The organism is Arthrobacter ipis, assembly GCF_014694315.1.
GTDB lineage: Bacteria > Actinomycetota > Actinomycetes > Actinomycetales > Micrococcaceae > Arthrobacter > Arthrobacter ipis.
On the sequence record NZ_JAAOXD010000009.1, the window covers coordinates 223,632 to 243,448 of the forward strand.

Sequence of the window (19,817 nt, forward strand, 5' to 3'; positions counted from 1 at the left end):
GGGGTACGACATTATTAGCCCCGCAGCCGGAAACCCCGCCGCTGAGCCGGCCACCGCCGTCGTTCCCTGAGACGGAAGCCAACCCACCGGCACCGGACTCTATGGCCCGGTCTGCGGTGTATCCCCCAATGGCTTCCATGTAACCATTCTGATGAGGGGGAACGACATTTTAGTCCTGCTGGGGGATCATTCTGAAGTGCCGTCGTCGGGTTCGAATCGCCCAAGCCAGCCACCGCAGTCGTTCCCGGAAGCGGTAGCCAGCGCGCCGGCACCGAGCCCGAAGGCCCGCTCTGCGGTCAATCCCCATCGCTCATAAGATCGACTCGAGAACGAGAACTAGGTAGCAGATCAGGGCGTTCTCAGCGCTGAGAACGCCCTGTGCTGACGCCCAGTTGGGGAGATAGCAGGGAAAGCGGGTGACAGTTCTCCGGCGAAGCTAGGCCAGCGTGATGAGGTCCAGGTAGTCCTCGTTCCAGAGGTCCTCAACGCCGTCGGGCAGTAGTACCACCCGCTCCGGGTTGAGGGCCTCCACGGCGCCTTCGTCGTGGCTGACCAGGACGACGGCGCCGGTGTAGTTGCGCAGTGCACCCAGGATTTCGGCGCGGCTGGCAGGGTCGAGGTTGTTGGTGGGCTCGTCCAGGAGAAGAACGTTCGCGCTGGAGGCCACGATGGTTGCCAGTGCGAGACGGGTCTTCTCACCGCCGGAGAGCACGCCGGCGGGCTTGTCGACGTCGTCACCGGAGAACAGGAACGAACCCAGGATGCCGCGGACCTCGGCGTCCTTCATGTCGGGGGCGGAGGAACGCATGTTCTCGAGGACGGTGCGGTCCACGTCGAGGGTTTCATGTTCCTGGGCGTAGTAGCCCACCTTGAGCCCGTGCCCGGGGACAATGTCACCGGTGTCGGGGCGGTCCACGCCGGCGAGCATGCGCAGGAGGGTGGTCTTGCCGGCACCGTTGAGGCCGAGGATGACCACCTTGGAGCCGCGGTCGATGGCAAGGTCCACGTCAGTGAAGATTTCCAGCGAGCCGTAGGACTTGCTGAGGCCCTCTGCCGTGAGCGGGGTCTTGCCACAGGGCGAAGGATCCGGGAAGCGGAGGGCTGCCACGCGGTCGTTTTCGCGCACCGCTTCGAGCCCGCTGAGCAGACGTTCGGCGCGCTTGGCCATGTTCTGCGCTGCAACGGCCTTGGTGGCCTTGGCGCGCATCTTGTTGGCCTGGTCGAACAGGACCTGGGCCTTCTTTTCGGCGTTGGCGCGTTCCCGCTTGCGGGCACGTTCGTCTGTTTCGCGCTGTGTCAGGTAGCGCTTCCAGTCCATGTTGTAGAAGTCGATCTGGGCACGGTTGGCGTCCAGGAGGAACACCTTGTTGACGGTGGCTTCGAGCAGCTCGGTGTCGTGGCTGATCACGATCAGTCCGCCCTGGTGGTTCTTCAGGAAATCGCGGAGCCACGCGATGGAATCGGCGTCGAGGTGGTTGGTGGGCTCATCGAGGAGCATGGTCTCGGCGTCCGAGTACAGGATGCGCGCGAGCTCCACGCGGCGCCGCTGACCGCCGGACAGGGTCTTGAGGGGCTGGTTCAGCAGGCGGTCCGGCAGGGCGAGGTTCGAGCAGATGGCTGCGGCCTCGGCTTCGGCAGCATAGCCGCCGGCGGCCAGGAACTCGGATTCGAGCCGGTCGTAGCGGTTCATCGCCTTGCGCTGGACCGCGGCGTCCTCGCTGGCCATCTCGTCGTGGGCCTGCTTCAGCTTGCCGACGACGATGTCCAGGCCGCGGGCGGACAGGATCCTGTCCCGCGCCAGCTGCTCCATGTCCGGCGTCCGGGGGTCCTGGGGCAGGTACCCGATCTCGCCGCTCCGGGTCACCTTGCCGGCGGCAGGCAGGCCCTCGCCCGCGAGGACGCGGGTCAGTGTGGTCTTCCCGGCACCGTTGCGGCCCACGAGGCCGATCTTGTCGCCCTTGTCGATCCGGAAGCTCACCTGGTCCATGAGCAGGCGGGCGCCGGCGCGCAGTTCAAGATCTTGAACGGTAATCAAAGCAGGTAAGGCCTTTCACAACAGGGAAGCCGCAGCACGGCGGGTTGCATGCCGCACGGCGAAAAGTCTGGAACGCCGGGGATGCCGGCCGTGAGAACGGCCCGTTCAAGTCTACCGGCCGGCGCAACCCTGCCAGAACATGCCTTCCGCACCCGCGAAGAGCGCCTTCCCCACCCCAAGAGGGGAGTATTTGTGCCCAGCACGAGACCCCGGGGCGTCCCTCTTGTAGGAGAGCAACAAAATGCGGCCATTACCGGGCCAGTAACGTCGAGACGAGCTGATAATTGTTTGTACCCCCTCGACAGGACTTCCCATGACCCAGACCCATGCCGCCGGCACCCTGAAGCCGGCAAAACGCCGACGCTGGAACGCCACCGACCTCGGACTCATCGCCGTCTTCGCCGCGCTAGTGGCAGCGTCAGCCCTTGTGGCGGCCATCCCGGTGGGCGGCCTCGGCGTCCCCATCACGCTCCAGACGCTCGCCGTCATGCTGACCGGCCTTGCCCTCGGCCCCGGCCGGGCGTTCGCCGCCGTCGGGCTGTACACCCTGCTTGGCCTCGCAGGCCTGCCCATCTTCAGCGGCGGCCGCAGCGGCCTGGGCATCCTGGCCGGCCCGTCCGCAGGCTACATCATCGCATTCCCCCTCGCGGCCGCGGCGGTGGGCTGGCTGGCCGCCGTCGTTATCCGCCGCACCGTGAAGTTCCGCGCCGTGCTCCTGTTTGTCTCCGCGATGGCCACCAGCATTGTCCTGGTCCACGGCCTCGGCATCGCCGGCATGATGGTCAACGCCAAGCTGGACTTCTCCAAGGCGTTCCTCGCCGACCTCCCCTTCTACCCGGGTGACATCATCAAGAACGTCCTCGCCGTCACGGTGGCCATCGCCCTGCACAAGGCCTTCCCCGACCTGCTGGTCCGCCGCGTCCGGCAGCTCCCGCAGAAGGCCGCAGCACCGCGCGCCGCGACGCCGGGAACCACTACGCCGGAAGCCTCTGCACAGCAGTGAGCACCATCTCCCTCAGGAACGCAGGGGTCAGCGTGGCCGTGGACGGCCGCCCTGACCCCAAGGTTCTGCTGCAGGACATTTCGCTGGAGCTCACCGAGGAACGGGTCGGTGTCATTGGGGCCAACGGTTCCGGCAAATCGACGCTGCTCCGCCTGCTCAACGGCCTCGTGGTTCCCAGCGAAGGGGCCGTGACCGTGAACGGGGCCGACACGGTCCGGAACGTGCGCGCCGTGCGCCAGCAGGTGGGCTTTGTCTTCACCGATCCCCTCTCGCAGCTGGTCATGCCCACCGGGCGTGAGGACGTGGAGCTCTCGCTCCGGCGCTCCGTGCGGAGCGGGAAGGAGCGCCGGGAGCAGGCCACCGCCGCCCTGGACCGTTTCGGGCTTCTGCCCCTGGCCGACCAGAGCATCTACGAACTCTCCGGCGGGGAACGGCAGCTCCTTGCCCTGGCGTCCGTGCTGGCGGTGGAACCCGGAGTCCTGGTGCTGGACGAGCCCTCGACGCTCCTGGACCTCCGGAACCGCGAGCTGCTCCGCCGCACACTGGCCGGCCTGAGCCAGCAGATCGTGATGTCCACCCATGACCTGGAGCTGGCGCTGGACATGGACCGGGTTCTGGTGGTCGAGTCCGGACGGATTGCGTACGACGGCGGTGCTGCCGCCGCCGTCGAGCATTACCGCTCGCTGTCTGCCCGGAGCCTGTCAGGCGGGGATTTCCGGTGAGGGGCCACGGCTTCCTGCTGGCCAACTACGTGCCCGGCACGTCCCTGGTCCACCGCATGCCGCTGTGGCTGAAGTTCCTGCTGGTCCTGGCCTGCGGAATGGCCTCGTTCCTGATCGTCGACTGGCGGCTGGCAGCCGCAGCCCTCGCCGTTCTCTGCGGACTGTTCCTGCTCAGCGGCGCCGGTCCCACGCGCCTCTTCCGCGCCGTGCGGCCGCTGCTCCCCATCCTGCTGGTCATCGGCGCATTCCAGTGGTGGCAGCTGGGCGGGCCCGTGGCCGCGCGGATTGTGCTGAACATCCTGCTGTGCGTGGTGGCGGCGTCCCTGCTGACGGCCACCACGCCGCTGCACCGGCTGCTCGACGGCGTTGTTTCCCTTGCCCGCCCATTCCGGCGCTTCGGCGCTGACCCCGAGCGGTTTGCCCTGACCATCGCCATCATGCTGCGGAGCATCCCGTTCATCGCCGGCGCCTTTTCGGATGTCCGGGACTCGGCCCGAGCGCGTGGACTGGAACGCAACCCGCGCGCGCTGGTCCTGCCGGTGTTCATCACCACCGTTGCCTATGCCCGCCACACAGGCGAGGCGCTGGCCGCCCGGGGGCTGGGCGAGCCGGAGGACTGAGGGCTGTAACGTCCGGGACCGGCTCCGGGAGTGGCAAGGGGCATGGAGGTCCTCTCAGAAGGGGTACCAACAGGGACTCCCACAGCGTTGTGAACGCTGGTTAGGTGGAACTAAACCCCCATCACCGCCGTCGATCTGGCGGCAGCCCTTACCCCTTGAACGGAGGCGGCGTGACCGTGACCCACGCTCCGGCGACCACGCGCGAACAGGCAGTCGGACGGCCATTGGCAATTGTCCTTGGCCTGCTGACCATCTTCGGTCCCATTTCCATGGACCTGTATTTACCGGTCCTGCCGGCCCTGACGGCGGAACTGCGGAGTTCCACATCCACGGCGCAGCTGACCATTACGGCCTGCCTGCTTGGCCTGGCCATCGGCCAGGTCATTGCGGGTCCGCTGTCGGACCGTTTCGGCCGCCGGCTCCCCCTGCTGATCGGCGTCGCCGCCTACACGGTCATGTCCGTTCTCTGTGCTGTCAGCCCGACCGTTGAAACCCTGATCGCGGCCAGGTTCGTTCAGGGCTTGGCCGGCGCCGTGGGCATCGTGATTGCTCAGGCGGCCGGACGGGACGTGTACGAGGGCGCGAAGCTCCTCCGTTACTACGGCCGCCTGACGGTGCTCGGCGGGCTGGCAGCCATCGTTGGTCCGGTCATCGGCGGCCAGTTGGCAGCCTTCACCGATTGGCGCGGTGTTTTTCTGTTTCTCGCTGGCGTCGGGGTGGCCATTCTGGTGGCCTGCCTCGTCATCTTCAAGGAGACACTGCCGGTTTCGCTGCGGGCGGCGGGCGGGTTTGCCGATACCCTGCAGGACTTCCGGCGCCTGCTTGCGGACCGCGTGTTCGTCGGCGCCGTTCTGATCACGGGGTTTACGTACTCGGCTATCTTCGCCTACCTCAGCGGCGCCACGTTCGTCCTGCAGGGCATCTACGGGCTTTCACCGCAGGGCTACTCGTTGGCCTTCGGCCTGAATTCGCTGGGGTTCATGATCTTTGGCTTCCTCGGCGGCCGGCTGGCCGAACGGTGGTCCGAGAAGGCCACGATGGTGATCGGACTGGCCATGGCCACTGCCGGTTCCCTTGGCCTGCTGATCACCGCGCTCCTGCACCTGCCGCTGATTGCGGTCATCCTGTCCCTATTCACCATGGTGGGCGGCGTGGCTGCGGCCAGCCCGCCCGCGACCTCTTTGGCGCTGAAGGGCTATCCGGACATCGCCGGCACCGCGTCTTCACTGCTCGGCCTGGCCAGGTTCGCCTTCGGCGGCGTGGCGGCGCCGCTGGTGGGTATCGGCGGGGCGGACAACGCCCTCCCGTTCGGGATCGTCACAGTGGCGTCCGTCGCGGCGGCAGTGGTCTGCCTGGGGCTGATCAGGACGCGCACGATGACGGTGTGAACCCGGCTTTTTCACGTTAGCGGGTCCGCTTTGGCCTGCTTTAAGTTTTGGTGGGCCAGCTATCCGACTGTCAGGAGCCAGCCTTCTTTTCCGCCCTCTGGCGCGCGCGTTCGAGCGCGCGATAAACGGTGGAGCGGCCAACAGAAAAGAGTTCGGCCAGCTCATACATGGTGTGTTCGCCAGCGTCATGCAACTGGACTAGGAGTGCTTCCTGTTTCGCCGATAGTTTGGGCTGTTGCCCACGCAGCCGCCCCTTTGCTTTGGCTATTTTCATGCCCTCCCGCGTTCGAGCCCGAATGAGATCGCCCTCGCACTCAGCAACCATGGCCAGGACGTTGAAGAGAAGCTTGCCTATGGGGTCCGCGGGATCATGTAACGAACCATTGATGCTTAGCTTCACTCCGCGCGCGGCGAGGTCGTCGGCGATCTGATGCGCGTCCCGGACGGACCGGGCCAGCCTGTCGAGTTTCGTCACTATGAAGGTGTCGCCGCTTCGGCACGCAGCCAGCGCTTCACGCAGGCCTGGACGGTTCGTATTACTGCCAGTGAGACCACGATCGACCTAGATGCGGTTAGCTTCGACCCCCATGGCCGCCAAGGCATCCCGTTGGACGGTGTGGTCTTGTTCATCAGTGGAAACCCTTGCGTAGCCAACCTTTATTTCACCCATGAACAGGAGTGTCCGCCATAGGCGTAGCAGTGCGCCATATAGGAGCCCGTCACCGGACTTTTCATCGGACCGGTCCTGCGGGACGGTCGGGCCGAGCTGGATGCAATACTGCAGATCAAATGGCTGTGCGTCCGGTGAGTGACCGGCTTGCGGGACGATGTGCGCGGTCTATACGAGATGCCGCTGACGGCACGGCTGAGCGGCCTAAGAAAACGAATGTTGAAGTTAAGCAGCGCGCTGTCGTGAACTGGGAAACGCAAGCTGTCAGCGGCACCACCGCCAGTCGTGCGGTGGTCCGGGTCGTCAGAATGACAGGCGGACTAGGGAAACCGTCAGCCCCGCTTTGCCGTGACGCCTAGCTTCGCGCTGGTGGATTCTTCGCGGCTCGGTGGTACCACCAGAAACTGAAGGCCAACAGGGCTAGGTCCGCAGCCTGCACGATCCAGTACCCGACTGTTACTTTGGCCCCCTCTGCAAGCACGGCGTACAGGTTGCTGGCGAACAGCAACACAGCGAAAAGGCCCATAGACACGGCTTGCACTTTGGTCGGCCGCTTCCAGCCGCTGGTGCCCATGCCCTGAGCCTAGCGGTAGCGTCAAGAGGTGTCGTGAACGACGAAGCCCGTCTGTGTGCCGTGATCGTTTGACCGGCTGACCTTAGGAAAGGGGAAAGCAGATCAGTCGTTGCGTCTGATGTGGATCCCTTTCTGGTGATGACCAGAGATAGGCCCTCGACGCCTGACACGGATGGCAACAATACCTACTACCGCAAAGACCGCAACGATGGGAATGACCCAGGCCAGAACTTCCAAGAATTCACGCGGCATCTGGCTGACTCCTTAGTCGTCTGAAATTTGTTCGTGCAGGTTAGAACCGAGATCAGCATCCCACTATGCTGTGCCTCCGTAAACATCACAGCTAGCAGGCGCACGCTCAAGTTACCGGGTCGATTGGGCTAGTCCATCAAAACCATTCCGGTAGCGGTTCATGAAAGTAAGCTATGAGCGCTTGAAGCTGTCTTAGGGGCTCGAAGTTCAAAGTGGCTGCTGCACGTCGTAAACGCTGCCCCACATGCTCGAATCGCAGTCCGGCGGAACCGTCACGTGACCGAAACCGCCACCCAGGCCCACCACCGTGTCGAAGGCAAAGCGCTTGCCGGACAACCCCAGCACGGCCTTGCCGTCTTCGGCCAAGCTCGTCCCGGCGGGCCAGCGTAGAAGTATCGGCCTTGACTTCGACCCAGCCGGAACTCCCAGCCCGACGCAGCCGTCCGACTGTTTAATGAGGACTCCGGAGTACTGGGCCAGCATGGCGTCATCTCCATTACGCCAATCGGTGACGATCAGGTGGGCCACAGCCAGCGAACTTGCGGCGGGTTCAATATCGGCAGTCGGCTCCAGCGAACAAGCGGCCAAGTTGAGGCCCATCACCAGCACAGCGATGCAGATGGCAGAGCCTGCGGACGAGCATTTCCTCAACACGAGATAGAACTTCCTAACCAGGATTAAGCCGGAGCTCTACTTTTCCAAAAGATCTGGTGACTAAGAATGCAGGACGAAAACGCAGCAAGCAATAAGGCGGTACCTGATCAAAGCCGCAGGCAACCTCCCAAGTTCTGAAACCGTCCCATGAAGGGTTGGTGAACCGCCTGAGAACGGGGGGTCTCAACTTGTCTTCCTCAATGGGGCAGTCATCGACGTCGGAGCAATTGGTACGCCAGCCAAATCGTTCCGACGATTGGCAGAAGAGGGAACGTGGGTCGGCCCGTAGCGACGAGGACGGCGAAGACGACCCAGAGAATAGCGGTGATGACAGCTATGGAAATAAGTGACTTGCGGGTGACCGGATAGGAGGGCAGGACGATGCCCTCGGCCCGGAGCTTGCGGGTTTCAACCATGGCCCCACGGATCAATGGACCGAAGAGCGCAGCTATACCAGCGATGGCCAATAAAGTACGCCAAGGTTGCGGAACATTGGCAGCGTCCAAAACGCTACCCAGCAGCACGCCTAGGAAGAGGAACCACCACAGACCCCAGACAACAAGTCGCCGTCGCTTCGGCGGCATGCCCTCCAGCGAATCGGAAGGCCAGGATTGCCATTCATACTTGTTGCCGTGTTTACCTGCCTCCGGGTTCATTCGCTTAGCCTAGCCTCGTGACTCACGGTACGACCTCAGATAGTTGGCGTAGTGCCGCGGAGTATCCCGTAGGTGGTTCCTGGGTTATTGCCCCGCTAGCCGGAAAGGCTCACGTCACGGCCAAACAACAGGATTACTTCGATGGCACATTTGCCGGGGTCGACTTCAGCATCAATGCCCGTCTACACGTCGGCAAAGACAGGAGTTCCGTTACGTCACAACTCAACTAGTGTCGCCGGACGGATCAACCGCTGGCAGGAGCTACGTCGCCAAACTCCACTTTAACCGGGCAGCCAACTGCCTCGGAGTACTTGTGCTCCAGGTCCGCAACGTCTGAGGTTGCCTTCACTGATTCATCCAGCGTGAGGGTCAGGTGCGACGCATCAGGCGATACCGAAGTGATGTTCACCGTAGGATCCGAGTCCAGCAGCTCGCTGGCAACGTCCCGAAGTCTCCCAGGCGAACAGGCCGTTGGCTCAACGGAAATGCCGACGTCTGGAAACCGAGCCAGCAGCCCCCGTAGCTTCGGATCCACGAGGCCATGCCAATGAACAATGAGCCGCTTTCCCTCGAGTACCTCGACAGAGGCGAACCGAGCATCCCCTGACAGCTCCCGACTAAGCGTGCTGGCCGCCTGTGCTACTGATCCGTCGGCAGGCGAGGACTCAGGACTGACCGCCGGGTTACCAGGCCGTTCGGGCATCGGTTCATCCATAGGCGGACTGGCAGTCGGTTCACGCGTAGGCGGGGTGGCCGCCGGGCCACCGGAGACCGCAGGCCCCGGTGCGGCACAAGACGTAGCGAAGAGAGAACAACCGAGCAGGACAACCAATACGTGCCTGATCAGCTTTGAACCTATACACGCGGCCATGCCTCATGCTATTGATTCGTCCGGGGCTAGGGCTACCCCACCGCACCGCCGGCGCCGTGCCGGAAACCGCTCACGGCACAAGTCGTTAGGTCTAGTCCATTTCCTTCGGGAACCGTGAGCGGGACAGTTTGTGCTCCCGCTCCGCGTGCTTGAAGTCTCAGCAGTGCCTTCGCTGAGTCGTACGGTATCGTCATCCTCATGCCCGACTCAGGCGTCGTAGTGAAGCATGTCTGCCGTTTCTTCGGCATCGGCGCACTCATTATTGCGTCGGCACTAGTGGTGGTGGCTTGCAGCCCGGATCCAACACACCAGACCTGTCCAGCCGAGAGCCGTTTGCCAGGAGCGTTGTGGCGGCGGCCGCATCAGGGTCCGTGGAACAGGTCGAGAAGCTGGTGCCAAAGGTCTACGTCAATGTCCGCCCTGACACTCAGCGTCTGGTCGATTCGGCACAGGGCTGGGATCCGGCAACTGTCCAGCTCAGACTGAGCAATGACTTCCCGGAAATCGCACAAGTCGAGGCAATCAAACCCCGCGGAACAACTGGAATCAAGTACACGATTTCTTGGAACGATGGACGCTGGAATCTCGACTTGGGGGTATCAAGGTACAGGCCGACGGGCAACGCGGTGCCCGGGACCCCGGACAGTGGAACTCCCAAAGTAACCGACCCGAACAAGTAGCACCGGCGTATCGCGCGCATGGGGAACCCTTTACGGTTCTTGCCTGACGAGTTCGAGAACGTGGGCATAGTTTTGCTCGAATGTGGGGTTCGGGATAGCCATGCGCCGCAGTGCAATCCGGACGACGTCGATAGCGACATTCCTGGTGACACGCACCAGCGGGTACGCCGCCTCAACTACCTCCCAGTGCGCGCCAGGAACAGTGTGCGTGAGTAGATCTCCGTAGAACATCCCAACGGGGCGGACAAGCTCGGCCGGCAACCCATCATTGATGGCTTGATCCAGAGTGGCAAGGCTTTCTGCCGTGCGCGGCAATGGTTGCCCCCGCTGCTGGAAATAGCCGAGGAGTTCTTCGTATCCGCCGACGTTAGTTGGCGGGGGTTCCACGGCATCCGAAGGGACTGGCCTATATTCTGCGTACCTTATCGGCATTCCCTCTGGCAGTTTCTGCAGATGCTCGGCGGGATCTTCGGGGATGCTCATGAGGTCATCCTAAGCACACACAATCCGACCTGGTCGGATTGCCGAGAGCCGAACCTTGCGTGGGACCGTTTCGGCACTTAATCGGGGGCGCAGGTTTAGACCGACACCGCTCTATTGATTGCTGTGATTTCGTCCTGCATTCTTAGTCACCAGATCTTTCTGGAATGGTCTAGTTTCGGACCTCATTCCCGGTTGGGAGGTTGTGTCTCGTGTCGAGGAAATGCTCACCGACTGGCTTTGTCACAGGCATTGGGATGATGCTTATGGGCCTGAATCTTGCCGCTTGTTCGCTGGAGCCCGCCGCTAATACCACACCCGGCTCCAGTTCACCCACGGCCGCCCACCTCATCGTCACCGATTGGCGCAAAGGAGATGACGCCATGCTGGCCCAGTACTCCGGAGTCCTCATTAAACAGTCGGACGGCTGCGTCGGGCTGGGAGTTCCGGCTGGGTCGAAGTCAAGGCCGATACTCCGACGCTGGCCCGCCGGGACAAGCTTGGCCGAAGACGGCAAGGCCGTCCTGGGGTTGTCCGGCAAGCCCTTTGCTTTCGACACGGTGGTGGGCCTGGGCGGCGGTTTCGGTCACGTGACGGTTCCGCCAGACTGCGATTCGACCATGTGGGGCAGCGTTTACGACGTGCAGCAGCCACTTTGAACTTTCGAGCGCCTAAGACAGCTTCAACCGCTCACACGCGCTCCCTTTGATGAACCTTAGCCGGGACGACAGGGCCCGCTGCATGCTCTAGCTCGATGGATCGGTTGCACCGCGTCCGGCTTGGACCTGGTCCAATGCCATCAGCAGGCCGTCGGCGTCTGGGACGTCGAAAAAGGCTACATTTTGGCCCATACCCAGGCTGAATACGTCCATCCCCGTGTTCTGATACATGCCGAACATGCCCATTGCGCCCTGATACCCGAAAGTCACACTCACATGTTGGCCGTCCTTGGACCTGTCCACCTTGGTTGGCATAGCCCTGACGGGTGTATCAGCAACTGACCTGTTCCCTGTGCAAACGATCGCCCGACTGTCTGTGAGTCCATAGGCTGTGGCGATCTTTCGCCGTCTTTTAACAATGAAACGGCCGAAAATGAAGTAGAGGCCGACCATGACGAACGAAATTCCCCAAATTACGAACAAAGGTGACTCGGATCTAGTGACGGCCATGATTTCCCATATCACCGCAAATCCGCCCCAGAGGATACTGAATGGCACGAGAAACGCGTCAGCCCCTGTAAAGCGGATCCGGGGGTCGGGTTGACCAACCCAAAGGAGCCGTTCGCCCTGGCGAAGGAGGGGCAGAATCCGGCTTCGTGGATCGTTCATGCTGCAGTGTTACACAGCTAGTTACTGCCTGAACAGGGCAAACGGCTGTGCTCCGATCGACGCTGTCCATCGTGTGGCAGCCCTGCCGTGCGGACGGATCGCTTGGTCTGTTGGAACAAGCCGCTATGGGACGTGCGCCTGAGGGCTTTGATCTTTTTGCTTGATAGTGGCGTTCCCGAGCCGCAGCCGGTGTACTTGTTCCTGACCCCTTCTATAAAACTGGCCGACGCGGCATTACGCTGAAGGCCTTATTTCGGGACGCCTGAACAAGGGGGATTTATGGACCACCGATTCAAAGGATGGACGACAGATTGGGTTCATCCGACGGTGAAGCGGGGCACCATTTACTGGACCATGCAGGCAATCGGGATCACGTGTTTTGCTTTGCTTTTCATCTTTGTCGCCGTACAGAATCCTACGGCTGAGCGTCTATGGTGGGCGGCGGCATTCATGATTGCCGCCGGCCTCTCCTGGTTCTTCACGAACAAGCAGATCAAGAAGCTTCAACACGAGTATCGATACGAAGAGGACGACAGCGCTACGGATCAGAGTTGATCCAGGAACCCCACACGGCACAAAGTCGCTAAGTCTAGTCCATGGCTTCCCTCAGGAACCTCGGAGAGGACGCCAGAGTTGTTTCCGACGTCTGATTAGGTACGACGGTCTCGGGACTTCTTCCCTGTTAGGAATGCCTCAATTTTGTCGAGCGTATCGGTCTGACTCGCAATCTCGACGGGTCCATCATCAGTGTTCACCGGCAGAACGATAGCGTTGGCCTCCAGTCGGTTGAATTTGTCCCATTTCGTAGCGGGATAGCGGGATCCGGCCGTCGCGGTAACGCGAATTTCGAAGGCCTCACCTCTCGCTATGCGTGTCCGACCCAGGACCGGCTGGAAGGTGAAAACTCCCTGGCCTGGCGTTACAAGTCCGATATTCCACTTCCTGTAGCGGTCTCCCTCGGGCGCATCCGGTCGACGGATGTAACACTCAATCTGGCCACGCTCGGCCAGCCGTTGCGATGACCGGCGCCGCCGACGCACCAAGACAATGAGCATCAGACTGACGGCACCTATAAAAATGAGCGTGCTTATTGCCGCATCGTCTGAAGGTTCGCCAGAGAGGAGATCATATAGAAAATAGGTCCCACCCCCGCCGACAAGCAAAAGAACCAAATATAGAAGCCTGCGCTTCTCAGTCATGTCTGACTCTAAATGCTGGAGAAGGCATCCGAACAGCAGTCCCTAGGACTAACCATGACCGGTACAACGGTGACGGCGGCTGAAGTGCGTCAATTTCTATTGCAGGTTCGCTCGTCTTCTCCGCTGGGCAAAAACCATGTCGGCGATAACTGCTCCGATCAGTGCGAGGGTAAACGGTGATACTGCGCCGTACATGAAGCTGGCCAGTGCGATGGGGTGCTGCTCACCATCTGCAGGTATAGGACGCAATGTGTAGGCACCGACGAATGCGGCCGTGACGAGGACCAGCAGTGTTACGACCTTGCCCGTCCAGGTGAGAGACAGAGAGCGATATCCGAGACCTGCAGCGAAGGCGAGCAGGACGAGCCCGGCTCGCATCACGTACGGCACCCATTCGCCCCGACCTGTGACAGATCCAGCTGGATCGTCAAAAACCCCGCCAGGAAAATAACGAGCGGAGGCCCGAGCAAAGCGGCGATTATGGAAAGGGCCGCACCCTTACGAATGTCCGACGGTGCCGCTACCTGGTTTGGGCTAGTCATTTTTCGCACATCCCCATGTTGACTGCTCCGACGATAACGCCCGCACTGTCGTATGGGTATAGGCCGGAGCTCTGCCGAAAGCCCATTGGCGTAACCCATCGAAACCATTCCGTTTACCGTTCCTGAAGGATCGAGCGCCAAGTGACCATCCTCAACTGGACGCGACGCCCCAATGACTTCCGTCGTGCAAGAATCGCCGCATGGACGAGGATGAGCGGCGCACCAGGCAGGAATTGATGATTGTCGATGCCCTAGTGCGGGCGATGGATCGGCGTGACGAGGTCTTCCGGGTGATTGAGGATTCCGAGGACGTGGATGAAGCAAGACGTCGGGTGGGTCAGCTGTTGGGTGTGGGAGAGTTGGGCAGCCGGGCGGTCCTCGACCTGCAGGCCAGAAGATTGACCCGAGACCAGCGTCGGGCCATCGCTTCGCGTGCCGAAGAACTGAGATCAATGTTGCCTGATGGCCGCTGAGGACCTCGTGCTCTCCGCCGATTACTGGTTCCTTGATCGAACGGGTCCGGCCAAGTCCCCGATAGGTGCTGTGGCTCAGCGACGACTTGTCCGGCTTCCCCATGCGGAGTAGACCAAGGAAACTGACCCGGTTGAGGTTCCCGGGCCGACCGGCTTGCGGGACGAAGCTGTTGATCGCCCCGGTTCAAGGTGCTGTGTCTGTTTTCAAGGCCAGTCCCAGTGCACCGCACACGCCTTCGTCACCGGGGATGACAGCGGCTCGGCCGTCACTCAGAACGCAAACGGTCAGTGGGTTCGGGACCGGATAGGAGGAGCTGCCGTCACGGAGGTTTGGAGGCGTTCTGCCGTCAGGGGCATCGGCGTCGAGCACGTTTTGAGCCCAGACAGCCCCCGGCAGGCGGACAGTGCATCCTCAATCGGAATCGGGTTGCGTTGCGTCGATGGCTCGCCGACCCTTGTTCCTTCCCCCAGAACAACTGTGGTGCCGGGGAACTGGTTGCCATGAAGTTCGGCTCTAGCAAAGCAATCAATTGAGCCTTTGTCGGTGACAGGCAGCTGCATGACGATGGCTCCTCCGGTTGCCACCAGGGCGAGGGCGACACCGGCAAGCAGAATCCGTTTGCCCTTGGTGTTCTGGAAGTGCCGGTTTTCCGGGGTTCCGTCCTTCGCGACATTGGCTAAGAGCTCCCCGATGGCGGCGCTGCGTTCCTCGTTGAAGAGTGGCGAACGCCGATTGTCATTCATGGTGTTTCCTCCTCAGAAGTGAGTGGGGCCGTTGGCGGCAGGAACCCGGTTTGTGGGTTCATCAGCTGTGAAAGTCTCCGTTTAGCGCGGGAGAGCCGGGACTTCACGGTGCCCGATGGAATGCCAAGCAGCTCGCTCACCTCAGCTGTGGTCATATCCTCAAGAACGCAGAGCGCAATCACTTCCTGGTCCTGGCGACCCAGTGAACGGTAGGCCCGGTGCAGGAGCTGCGACCGGCGGTCCCCGTCCACAGTGTCGGCTACCAAGTCGCTGTGATCCGGCACCACCTGGCACTAGGAACTTTCGGAGGAGGCGTTCATAGCGCAGTGTTGACCGCAGCTTGTTCCTGGCCACGTTCGTGGCAGTTACCAGCAGCCAACCGAGCATCGAATCGTTGACCAGCCGTATTTTGGACCTGCAGCGCCAGGCCTCAAGGAATACCATTGCGGTTACGTCTTCGGCTTCGAAAGGAGTTTTCACCAGCCGGAGGCTATGAACGAAGACCCGGTCCCGGTAGCGTTTAAAGAGGGAGGCAAAAGCCGAACCGTCGCCGTCCATGGCGCAGCCAAAGCTCCTTGTCTGTGGATGCTTCTCTACTGTCCCCCATATCTATAAGTGTCCGGCAACCCCATCCTGGTTCCATCACTAAATCACGGACGACAAAGAGAGAGCGGAGCCGGGTTACCAGCGCCTAATCCGTCCCGCTCAGCGTTCCTCACGCGGATCCTTTCCGTACGGAGCATCTGCTTGGCGTGGTGGTCGACTGGCTCTCGGTGTGACCTGACCGATGACTTTTCCGCGCCGTGCTGGTCTGTACAACGAATACCGACTCACGGGAGACTGACGCCATGCGCAACCTGACCTTCGGCATGAACGTGAGCCTGGACGGCTACATCGCCGCGCCCGGCGACGACCTCGGCTGGAGCGTACCGAGCGACGAGCTGTTCCAATGGTGGTCCAACCGGGTGGGGGCGACGGGCCTGGCGCTGTACGGGCGCAAACTGTGGGAGACGATGAGCTCCCACTGGCCGACCGCCGACCAGCAGCCTGGCGCCACACCGGCGCAGGTCGAGTTCGCCCGGCGGTGGCGGGACATGCCGAAGGTGGTGTTCTCCTCGACGACCAGCACCGTCGACTGGAATACCCGCCTGGTCACGAGCGACGCGGTCACCGAGATCACCCGGCTCAAGGCCGACGACGGCGGCCCCATGGACATCGGCGGTGCCACACTCGCCGCGGCGGCCATGCGGGCCGGGCTGATCGACGAGTACGCGATCGTCACCCATCCGGTCCTGGTGGGCGGCGGCACGCCGTTCTTCACAGCCCTGGACAACTGGGTGAACCTGAGCCTGGTCGAGACCCGGACGTTTCCCGACGGCGTGCTCCTGACCAGGTACGAGACCAGGCGCTGAGTGCCCGACGTCGAATCAGCGCGGGCTTCAGGCCACCCAAGGATCTCGGGGCCCTGTGTTCCGAGCGATCGTGACGTTCCTGCCGAATCCGTTCTTCACCACAGAAGATCCACCCGGATGCCGTTCCCTTCGCGGAGACGTCAATGCTCGTTTATCTCTTGATTGATTTCCACGTTGCATTCGTGGATGGTTTGCTCCATGAGCCGGGGGAAGCCAATCGCGTTGTCGTTGATATGTACTTCGTTGGTGCTTGCGGGGGTTCTCGCCGCTGTGAGGTTATGGAATGTCCATCAACAGACGTCGGACTGGGCCCTTTCGCCGAAGGAAGTGCCCTCCAAAGTGCAATTTGCCGACCGCGAATATAATTGCGGTCCCGATGCCAAGCCCGCCGAGCACGATATGACCGGCCTGACCTCCCAGGGTAGGACAGCGGGAGGGGCTGAGATATTTGCGCAGTCACCTTCTGCTGAAGCTAGAGTCTTCATTATCGTGCGAACGAATCAGGGCACTTTCGGGTGCGATCTAATGGGCGGACCGTAGGCCAAGCGTCTGACCCTGAAATTTGGCCCAATGGGGTAGGGCATCCTCATCCACGAAGCTCATCGGTGCCGGCTTCGATGGGCCAACTGCAAGCAAAGGAGCGTCCGTACTCTCGAGTTCGCCTGTTGTCGGCTTCATCCCATAGATCGGACCGCCGTCGGCCAGCAGCTCGCCCTTGCACCTGGAGGGAGACCATCCGCGACCAGCCGCTGAAGGCGGTCGGCGCAGATGCCATCACGTGCTAGTATCCCCAGAACCGCAACACACGACCGCGTGCAAGTCGCAATTACTCAGGAGGTTCGCTGTGCCGGACACCACCTGCCACATGTCGATCTCGCTTGACGGCTTCGTCGCCGGGCCGGACCAGAGCCGGGAAGACCCCCTAGGCAAGCGGGGGCGGGAGCTGCACGGCTGGCACATCGGCGACCCGCGAGCCAATGATGCCGACAAGGTCGCGAACGAATGGCTCATGCGCCCGCGGGGCGCGTATGTGATGGGTCGGAACATGTTCGGCCCGATCCGCGGGGACTGGGATGAGGAATGGGCGGGGTGGTGGGGCCCCGAACCGCCATACCACGCGCCGGTGTTCGTGCTGACCCATCACGGACACGACCCGATCCAGATGAGCGGCGGGACCACCTTCCACTTCGTCACCGAGGGCTTCGAAGCTGCGTACTCGGCAGCGTGCCAGGCCGCCGGGGACAAGGGCGTGGACATCGCCGGTGGGGCGTCGACCGTCCGCCAGGCACTGATCGCCGGCGTGATCGACGAGCTCACCCTCGACGTCGCACCGGTCCTGCTCGGTTCGGGCGAGCGCATCTTCGACGGGGTTGAATCCTTCGGCTTCGAACCCGCCGAGGTGCTCCACTCACCGCTGGCCACCCACATCCGCTATCGCCGCGTTAGCTAGATCCACAGACGCTGCCAGCTCCCCGCCCAGCAGGACGGTCAATCAACCGCCGAGTCCGGGGATTCATCCGCAGCGACACCACTGCCATCCCGTTGCACACCGTCCTAGCCGTCGCACCCTTCGGGGCGCGGTAGATGGGTATCTTCCTGGGCCCCTTCAATGACGATGGTTCCCGCCAGGCCGCCAAACGGCTGGTGGCCCTGGGTGTCGCGTCCGCTGTACCCACTGCCCTCTCTGGCTGGGCGCAATGGATCACCAAGGACCGGCCGATAAAGCGTGTTGGTATTATGCACGCGGCCAGCAACGCCGCTGCCACCACCGTCTACCTCGCCTCGTGGGCAGCCCCGGAACGCGGCCACCACGAACTTGGCATATGCCGGCTGCGGCCCAGCCACGAGGATCACCCGGCCGGGACCTAGCTGGCGGGGTCGTAGTGGAAAGCGCGCACCTCCTGCGCGCAGCGGCAGGCGACCGCGATCTTCGCGGCCCACTGCAAGGCCCCATCGTACGAGGGCAGCTCCAGCACCGCGTAGCCGCCTTCGAGCTGCGTCGTCTGCGGGTAGGTGCCCTCGCTCACGGTCCCATCGCCGGCGACCATGACAGGCGGGATGCTCTCATCGATGCCGCCGCCGAACACCCAGACGCCGGCGTCCTTCGCCTCCTGAACGACCGCGTGCGACGCATCCCAGACGGCCTGCAGGTCGTCGTTAGGCAAGACCATGGCGGCACTCGGAAACGAGATCAGATACTTGGTCATCGCGTCGGCTCCTTCTCGCACAGCAGGGGATCGCATTCATCCTCGCCGATGCCATCGCGCCGTGCCAAGGCCTCCGCGGTCCCCCAATCCCGGCACCCCCTCACTGGAGCTCGTTGCCACCGCCGAGGAACCGGAACTAGACCTTAAAACGCGTAGCGGATGCGGCAGTAGGGAGCGATCTTTTCAATAAGCGCGGTCAGTTGCCGCAGGTAGCCCGCCTTGGCTCTTGAACGGTAGCGGACGTTAGTGAAGCCGTTGGACGAGACCTTCGATTCCTGCAGGTCCGGACGCCACAGCACGTTCTCCGCCTGCGGATGCCACCCTAGGTTGACCTCGTGGAGCCCCTCGTTGTGGGTCAGGAAGATCACTTCTGCCGCGAGTTGGGCCTTTGCGGCGTCTGACAGGGTGGCATCGAGTTGGCGCAGCAGCTGCTCCCAATCGCTGAGCCAGGTGTCCGTAATGACGACGGGCGAGAAGTTCACGTGCACCTCATAGCCGGCATCCACGAAATCGTTGATTGCAGCCATGCGTTCAGCCACCGGCGACGTGCGAACGTCAATCGACTTGGCCAAATCCGCGGGCATGAGGGAAAAGCGGATCCTGGTGTGACCGCCGTGGTCCCAGTCGAGCATTGCCTGGTTCACGTACTTGGTGGCGAAGGACAGCTTGGCCGTCGGCAGGTCGCGGAAGAGCGTGACGAGGTCCTCCACGTTGTCGCTGATCAGCGCATCGACGGAGCAGTCGCTGTTTTCACCGATGTCGTAGACCCAGAGTTCCGGGTCGCACTGGTTGGGCTCCAGCTTCATGCCCTGGCGTGTGGCGTGACGTTCAAGCGCCCCGGAAATCTGGTCGATGTTGGCGAACACAGTTACGGGGTTGCTGTACCCCTTGTGCCGGGGAACGTAGCAGTAGGCGCATGCCATGGCGCAGCCGTTCGCGGTGGAAGGGGCAATGAAGTCCGCGGACCGGCCGTTCGGCTTGACGGTCAGCGCTTTCTTTACGCCTAGGACCAGGGCCTCCGTCTTGATCCGGGACCAGCGCGGCACGTTCGTTTCATCACCATGCACCTCCGGGATGTTCCAGTGGTTGTCGACAAGCACGACGTCGGCATCCGGCCAGCGTTCGACGATCTCCTTGCCCCTGGGCAGCTCCAGTGCAGCACTTTGCGCATAGATGCGCCGGATCTGCAGCAGCCGGTTGAATTCCATACTTTCATTCTCCCAAGGCGCCAAAGATGCCGTTGGCCGTTAAGCCCACGGCATCTGTTTCTTCCACGAAGCGGTTCATCCGCGCCAGTAAGGAAGGGA

At 62.3% G+C, this 19,817-nt stretch carries 22 protein-coding genes and 1 pseudogene; 10 read left to right on the forward strand and 13 right to left on the reverse strand.

The window, feature by feature from the left end; translation table 11 throughout:
- Positions 1-436: 436 nt before the first annotated feature.
- Positions 437-2,035 (reverse strand): ABC-F family ATP-binding cassette domain-containing protein, encoded by a 1,599-nt coding sequence (locus G9E11_RS19755; protein WP_190608993.1) that lies wholly within the window; start codon positions 2,033-2,035, stop codon positions 437-439.
- Between the two features lie 313 nt (positions 2,036-2,348).
- Between G9E11_RS19755 and G9E11_RS19760 the strand changes: the two genes are divergently transcribed.
- The 4 genes from G9E11_RS19760 (at position 2,349) to G9E11_RS19775 (ending at position 5,768) form a co-directional block, all read left to right on the forward strand.
- Positions 2,349-3,038 carry a biotin transporter BioY gene (locus G9E11_RS19760; protein ID WP_190608995.1) on the forward strand — a complete coding sequence of 230 codons (690 nt, stop codon included), beginning with the start codon at positions 2,349-2,351 and terminating at the stop codon, positions 3,036-3,038.
- The gene (locus G9E11_RS19765) at positions 3,035-3,760 is read left to right on the forward strand and encodes an energy-coupling factor ABC transporter ATP-binding protein (protein ID WP_190608997.1); all 726 of its coding nucleotides are present in this window, start codon (positions 3,035-3,037) and stop codon (positions 3,758-3,760) included. The genes G9E11_RS19760 and G9E11_RS19765 overlap by 4 nt, the downstream gene beginning before the upstream one ends.
- A complete protein-coding gene (locus G9E11_RS19770; protein WP_190608999.1) occupies positions 3,757-4,380 on the forward strand; it encodes an energy-coupling factor transporter transmembrane component T family protein in 624 nt (207 codons plus the stop codon). The genes G9E11_RS19765 and G9E11_RS19770 overlap by 4 nt, the downstream gene beginning before the upstream one ends.
- A gap of 170 nt (positions 4,381-4,550) precedes the next feature.
- A complete protein-coding gene (locus G9E11_RS19775; protein WP_311764427.1) occupies positions 4,551-5,768 on the forward strand; it encodes a multidrug effflux MFS transporter in 1,218 nt (405 codons plus the stop codon).
- Between the two features lie 70 nt (positions 5,769-5,838).
- Here G9E11_RS19775 and G9E11_RS19780 read toward each other — a convergent pair.
- From G9E11_RS19780 to G9E11_RS19800, 5 genes and pseudogenes are all read right to left on the reverse strand, one after another.
- Positions 5,839-6,438: pseudogene (locus G9E11_RS19780) on the reverse strand (recombinase family protein).
- Positions 6,439-7,471: 1,033 nt separating this feature from the next.
- The gene (locus G9E11_RS19785) at positions 7,472-7,918 is read right to left on the reverse strand and encodes a hypothetical protein (protein WP_190609000.1); all 447 of its coding nucleotides are present in this window, start codon (positions 7,916-7,918) and stop codon (positions 7,472-7,474) included.
- A 209-nt stretch (positions 7,919-8,127) separates the two neighbouring features.
- On the reverse strand, positions 8,128-8,574 hold the full coding sequence (locus G9E11_RS19790; RefSeq protein WP_190609003.1) for a hypothetical protein: 447 nt from the start codon (positions 8,572-8,574) through the stop codon (positions 8,128-8,130).
- A 244-nt stretch (positions 8,575-8,818) separates the two neighbouring features.
- Positions 8,819-8,983, reverse strand: coding sequence for a hypothetical protein (locus tag G9E11_RS19795; protein ID WP_190609006.1), 165 nt, complete (start codon positions 8,981-8,983; stop codon positions 8,819-8,821).
- A gap of 1,172 nt (positions 8,984-10,155) precedes the next feature.
- Positions 10,156-10,608 carry a DUF6278 family protein gene (locus G9E11_RS19800; RefSeq protein ID WP_190609008.1) on the reverse strand — a complete coding sequence of 151 codons (453 nt, stop codon included), beginning with the start codon at positions 10,606-10,608 and terminating at the stop codon, positions 10,156-10,158.
- A gap of 380 nt (positions 10,609-10,988) precedes the next feature.
- Here G9E11_RS19800 and G9E11_RS19805 point away from each other — a divergent pair, with 380 nt between their 5' ends.
- Positions 10,989-11,264, forward strand: coding sequence for a hypothetical protein (locus tag G9E11_RS19805; RefSeq protein WP_190609010.1), 276 nt, complete (start codon positions 10,989-10,991; stop codon positions 11,262-11,264).
- 87 nt (positions 11,265-11,351) lie between these two features.
- On the opposite strand, the gene G9E11_RS19810 is transcribed toward G9E11_RS19805, so the two are convergent.
- Positions 11,352-11,933 carry a hypothetical protein gene (locus tag G9E11_RS19810; protein ID WP_190609012.1) on the reverse strand — a complete coding sequence of 194 codons (582 nt, stop codon included), beginning with the start codon at positions 11,931-11,933 and terminating at the stop codon, positions 11,352-11,354.
- A gap of 279 nt (positions 11,934-12,212) precedes the next feature.
- Between G9E11_RS19810 and G9E11_RS19815 the strand changes: the two genes are divergently transcribed.
- The gene (locus G9E11_RS19815) at positions 12,213-12,488 is read left to right on the forward strand and encodes a hypothetical protein (protein ID WP_190609014.1); all 276 of its coding nucleotides are present in this window, start codon (positions 12,213-12,215) and stop codon (positions 12,486-12,488) included.
- 95 nt (positions 12,489-12,583) lie between these two features.
- On the opposite strand, the gene G9E11_RS19820 is transcribed toward G9E11_RS19815, so the two are convergent.
- A complete protein-coding gene (locus G9E11_RS19820) occupies positions 12,584-13,132 on the reverse strand; it encodes a hypothetical protein (RefSeq protein ID WP_190609017.1) in 549 nt (182 codons plus the stop codon).
- Positions 13,133-13,874: 742 nt separating this feature from the next.
- On the opposite strand from G9E11_RS19820, the gene G9E11_RS19825 reads away from it, so the two are divergent.
- The gene (locus G9E11_RS19825; protein WP_190609020.1) at positions 13,875-14,147 is read left to right on the forward strand and encodes a DNA gyrase subunit A; all 273 of its coding nucleotides are present in this window, start codon (positions 13,875-13,877) and stop codon (positions 14,145-14,147) included.
- Positions 14,148-14,432: 285 nt separating this feature from the next.
- Here G9E11_RS19825 and G9E11_RS19830 read toward each other — a convergent pair whose 3' ends face one another.
- The 3 genes from G9E11_RS19830 to G9E11_RS19835 are packed head-to-tail and all read right to left on the reverse strand — an operon-like array spanning position 14,433 to position 15,449.
- Positions 14,433-14,891, reverse strand: a complete 459-nt coding sequence (locus G9E11_RS19830) for a hypothetical protein (protein ID WP_190609023.1) — start codon at positions 14,889-14,891, stop codon at positions 14,433-14,435.
- Positions 14,888-15,142, reverse strand: a complete 255-nt coding sequence (locus G9E11_RS21305) for an RNA polymerase sigma factor (RefSeq protein ID WP_311764428.1) — start codon at positions 15,140-15,142, stop codon at positions 14,888-14,890. Before G9E11_RS21305 ends, G9E11_RS19830 begins: the two co-directional genes overlap by 4 nt.
- Positions 15,051-15,449: an RNA polymerase sigma factor gene (locus tag G9E11_RS19835; RefSeq protein ID WP_246469065.1), complete on the reverse strand. Its 399-nt coding sequence runs from the start codon at positions 15,447-15,449 to the stop codon at positions 15,051-15,053. Before G9E11_RS19835 ends, G9E11_RS21305 begins: the two co-directional genes overlap by 92 nt.
- Before the next feature lie 290 nt (positions 15,450-15,739).
- Here G9E11_RS19835 and G9E11_RS19840 point away from each other — a divergent pair, with 290 nt between their 5' ends.
- The 3 genes from G9E11_RS19840 to G9E11_RS19850 all read left to right on the forward strand — a co-directional run bounded on the left by G9E11_RS19840 (position 15,740) and on the right by G9E11_RS19850 (position 18,172).
- The gene (locus tag G9E11_RS19840) at positions 15,740-16,303 is read left to right on the forward strand and encodes a dihydrofolate reductase family protein (protein WP_190609025.1); all 564 of its coding nucleotides are present in this window, start codon (positions 15,740-15,742) and stop codon (positions 16,301-16,303) included.
- An 844-nt stretch (positions 16,304-17,147) separates the two neighbouring features.
- Positions 17,148-17,753 carry a dihydrofolate reductase family protein gene (locus G9E11_RS19845; protein WP_190609027.1) on the forward strand — a complete coding sequence of 202 codons (606 nt, stop codon included), beginning with the start codon at positions 17,148-17,150 and terminating at the stop codon, positions 17,751-17,753.
- Between the two features lie 134 nt (positions 17,754-17,887).
- Positions 17,888-18,172 (forward strand): hypothetical protein, encoded by a 285-nt coding sequence (locus G9E11_RS19850; RefSeq protein WP_190609030.1) that lies wholly within the window; start codon positions 17,888-17,890, stop codon positions 18,170-18,172.
- Here G9E11_RS19850 and G9E11_RS19855 read toward each other — a convergent pair.
- Entirely contained in the window at positions 18,169-18,510 is a 342-nt protein-coding gene (locus tag G9E11_RS19855) for a YciI family protein (protein WP_190609032.1), read from the reverse strand. The two genes, G9E11_RS19850 and G9E11_RS19855, sit on opposite strands and share 4 nt — an antisense overlap.
- A 143-nt stretch (positions 18,511-18,653) precedes the next feature.
- A complete protein-coding gene (locus G9E11_RS19860) occupies positions 18,654-19,718 on the reverse strand; it encodes a spore photoproduct lyase family protein (RefSeq protein WP_190609034.1) in 1,065 nt (354 codons plus the stop codon).
- Positions 19,719-19,817: the final 99 nt, after the last annotated feature.